Below are 3,913 nucleotides of genomic sequence, written 5' to 3' on the forward strand. Positions count from 1 at the left end.
CAGCTCAGAAACGAACGCCTCTGCATCAACGGCACCTGAACCAGACCGGAACGGAACCAGACCGGAACGGCGACGCAGCCACGCAGCGGGCAGGCGCCACGCACAGTCCAGCGCCTGCCCGGTTGTCGGCCCCTCGTTCAGGACCGACCACCGATGAGCCGCGCGGTCTCCCGCGCGATCTTCTGCAGAGACTCGTCCGGCAACGGAGTGGCCAGTTTCGGGCTGACCGGCCCGCGCGGCCGCAGTACGGCATGCACGCCGGCGGCCAGCAGTGCCCCGATCAGCGGGGCGACGATGAACAGCCAGAGCTGGCTGAGAGCCCAGCCGCCGCTGAGCAGCGCCGGCCCGATGCTGCGTGCGGGGTTGACGGACGCGCCGTCGACGGGAATGGCGACCAGGTTGGCGACGCCCAGCGCCACACCGATCGCCAGTCCGGCGACACCAAGCGGCGCCCAGAGGTCGGTGGCCACGAGAACGGTGAGAACCAGCAGCGCGGTGACGATGATCTCGATGACGAATGCGCCCGCCCAGCCGAAGCCGCCGGGTGAGTGCACACCAAAGCCGTTGGCTCCCAAACCCTGCGCGGAGGCCGAGTATCCGACGGCATTGGTGTCGGCGATGAACCACACGACCGCGGCCGCGAGAACAGCGCCCAGGCACTGCGCGATGATGTAGCCGACCGCGAGCCGCGGCCCGATCCGGCGGGATGCCAGCAGCCCCACCGTCACCGCCGGGTTCACATGGCACCCGGAGATGGGACCGATCGTGTAGACGAGAGCCAGGAGCGTCAGGCCGAACGCCAGGGCCACCTCCAGCACGCCCACACCGGTCCCACCCAGCACGGCTGTGCCCAGCCCGGCCAGGATCAGCGCAAAAGTCCCCAGCCCCTCGGCGAAATACCGTCTCATTTCTACCCGTCCGATCCAGATGGCGATGTCACCCCAAATGGCGATTTCACCATGGCGATGCCACCGAACTCTCACCGAATGACGATCATGCGAAGAGGCGGGTACCCGTGGTCTCGGCCTCACCCGTTCCGGGTGACCTGAAACGTCACCCGGCGCCGCGCCGTGGAAGCGGATGACCGACAATTCCGAGATATCCCGCAGCTGGCCCGAGACCTTCGGAACTCGTGCGGCAGCAGCCCTGACGGGCAGCCAGACACCACGGGGAATACCRCCTCCGTATTACGGGGAAGCAGTACTGCGTGTRCATCCTCAGCGCCGCCTGGAACGAATCTCCGTGGAACGAGCCCGGCCGGGACGAGCGATGACGGCCGCCGCCACCCGGCGCTCGCTGCCCGACCTGCTCGCCTGGATGGACCGGCTGCGCCAGCGCGGCACCGTCCACCACGACGCCAGCCAGCAGTGCTGGCAGGTCCTCGGGCATCCCGAGGCCAGCACGGTCCTGGCCGAGCACACCATCTTCTCCTCCGACGTCGGCGATCTGGCACCGCGGTCGGCCGAGATCGAGCTGTTCCAGCGGGGCAACTTCCTGCGCATCGACCCGCCCGAGCACCGGCGGCTGCGTGGCCTGGCCAGCCGCGCGTTCACCCCGAGAACCGTCACCGGGCTGGCCCCGCACATCGCCGACATCACCAGCGAGCTGCTCGACGCCATCGGTGATCGCGGCCGTATCGACCTCATCGACGAGCTCGCCTACCCGCTGCCGGTGATCGTGATCGCCGAGCTCCTCGGCCTGCCAGCGGGCGACCGGCCGATGTTCCGGCGCTGGGCCGACCTCATGTTCGATCGCGCCGCGACCAACCCGGACGAGCCGCTGACCAGACTCGCCGAGGCGAACATCCGCGCTGTCACGCCCGTGGTGCGGGACATGAACGCCTACCTGCTCGAACACATCCGCCGCGCCCGGTCCCATCCGGGGGATGACCTCACCGCCCGGCTGGTCCAGGCGGAGATCGACGGCCAGCGGCTCGTCGACGAGGAGATCGTCGGTTTCGTCGGCCTGCTGCTGCTCGCCGGGCACATCACCACCACCGCCACGCTCGGCAACACCGTCCTGACCCTTGACCAGCACCCCTGGGCTGCCGCCGAGGTGCGGGCCGACGCCGATCTGCTGCCCGCCGTCATCGAGGAGTCCCTGCGGCTGCGGACCCCGTTTCCGCGCCTGCTGCGCCGGACGTCCCGCGCAGCCGAGCTCGGCGGCTCGGACATCCCCGCCGGTTCGATGGTCGCCGTCTGGCTCGCGGCGGCCAACCGGGACGAGCGGGTCTTCCCCGACCCCGACCGGTTCGACCCGCACCGCTCGCCGAACCCACACCTGGCCTTCGGGCACGGCATCCACTTCTGCCTCGGCGCACCCCTGGCCAGGCTGGAGGCGCGGATCGCACTCGGCCTCCTGCTGACGCGCTACCGCGACATCCAGGTGGCCACCGACGCCCCCGTCGAGCAGCGCGACCCCTGGACGATGGTCAGCCTGAACAAGCTCCCGTTGGACGTCCGGCGGCGGTGAGCGGGCCCGGAGGCGATGGTCACGGTCTGCCACACTGCAGGCATGGTGTCTTCGCGTCCGCCGCAGCCGCGGACCCGCCGGAGCGGGCGGCCCAGCAGGGAGGAGACCGAACGGCTCGACCGGGACGTCCGCCAGCACGCGCTGCGGCTCTTTCTCGACCTCGGCTACGAGGGCACGTCGATGGACGCGATCGCACGCGCCGCGGGCACCACCAAGGCGTCTCTCTACGCCCGCTACCCGAGCAAGGAAGCCGTGTTCAACGCGGTGTTCGAGTGGGCGATGGCGCGACGGGACTGGCCCGTCCCCGACCCGGAGGCTCCCGGCCTCGGTGATCTGGAGGGCGCCCTCAACGCGATCGCCGACGCCGCGGTACGGCGCGCCCTCGATCCGACCATGATCAAATTCAGTCGGATCGCCATCGCCCAGGCCTCCCGCTTCCCCGCGCTGGCCCGGCACGGCCAGATGGTCGCGTTCTGGCCCCGCCACCAGCTCGTCGCGGACCTGCTGCGCAGGCACGCCGCCACCGGTGCGATCGCCGCCGAGGATCCGGGCGCCCTCGCCGAGCACTTTCTCGGCATGGTCTCCAGCACGCCCGCGCGGCTCGCCTCGTTCGGGATCATCCGTGCCCCCGAGGAGCAGGAACGGCACACCCGTGAGATCGTCCGGCTGTTCCTGCGCGCCCTGCGCCCCTGACCCGCCCGGACGGGCGGGCGGGCGGCTCAGCCGGGGACGGCCCCGGCGGGGGCCTGGCAGCGTGGGCACCAGAACAGGTTGCGCCCCGCCAGCCGGGTGCCCCGCACGTCCGTCCCGCAGACCAGGCAGGCCTGCCCCGACCGGCGGTAGACGTACACCTCGCCGCCGTGCTCGTCGACCCGCGGTGGACGTCCCATCGCCTCCGGCATGTGCTCTGGCCGCACCGTGTCGATCCGCCCCGACCGGACCCCGTCCGCCATCAGCAGGACGAGGTCGTCCCAGATCTGCTCCCACTGCGGCGGGGTGACATCCCGGCCCGGCAGGAACGGGTCCACGCCTGCGCGGAACAGCACCTCGGCCCGGTAGATGTTGCCCGGCCCCGCCACCACCGCCTGGTCCATCAGCAGCTGGGCGATCGCGGTACGGCTGCGGGCGATCTTTCGGCGGGCCGGCTCCGGATCGGCGTCGACACGCAGCGGATCCGGGCCCAGCCGGTCCAGCAGCGCCTTCACCTCGCCGGGTTCGAGCAGCTCACAGGTGTTCGGCCCGCGCAGGTCAGCCCACCCGGTACCGGAGGTCAGCCGCAGCCGGACGGCCCCGGTCGGTTCCGGCGGCGGCCCCGCGCCCAGCTGGCACTTGCCATAGATCCCGAGGTGGATGTGCAGCACCCGGTCGTCGTCGAAGCGGAGCAGCAGATGCTTGCCGTACGCCTCGGCCTCGGTGAGCACCCGCCCGTCCAGCAGGCCTG

General features: G+C 71.3%; 4 protein-coding genes. 2 read left to right on the forward strand and 2 right to left on the reverse strand.

Annotated elements, in window-relative coordinates; translation table 11 throughout:
• Positions 1-137 precede the first annotated feature (137 nt).
• On the reverse strand, positions 138-1,091 hold the full coding sequence (locus CC117_RS09140) for an aquaporin (RefSeq protein ID WP_241829956.1): 954 nt from the start codon (positions 1,089-1,091) through the stop codon (positions 138-140).
• 178 nt (positions 1,092-1,269) lie between these two features.
• On the opposite strand from CC117_RS09140, the gene CC117_RS09145 reads away from it, so the two are divergent.
• Positions 1,270-2,472, forward strand: a complete 1,203-nt coding sequence (locus tag CC117_RS09145) for a cytochrome P450 (RefSeq protein WP_071083321.1) — start codon at positions 1,270-1,272, stop codon at positions 2,470-2,472.
• A 42-nt stretch (positions 2,473-2,514) separates the two neighbouring features.
• A complete protein-coding gene (locus CC117_RS09150) occupies positions 2,515-3,165 on the forward strand; it encodes a TetR/AcrR family transcriptional regulator (protein WP_071083324.1) in 651 nt (216 codons plus the stop codon).
• 26 nt (positions 3,166-3,191) lie between these two features.
• Here the strand turns inward: CC117_RS09150 and CC117_RS09155 are convergent, their stop codons facing one another.
• On the reverse strand, positions 3,192-3,908 hold the full coding sequence (locus tag CC117_RS09155) for an Fpg/Nei family DNA glycosylase (protein WP_071083323.1): 717 nt from the start codon (positions 3,906-3,908) through the stop codon (positions 3,192-3,194).
• Positions 3,909-3,913: the final 5 nt, after the last annotated feature.

The organism is Parafrankia colletiae, from assembly GCF_001854655.1.
GTDB lineage: Bacteria > Actinomycetota > Actinomycetes > Frankiales > Frankiaceae > Parafrankia > Parafrankia colletiae.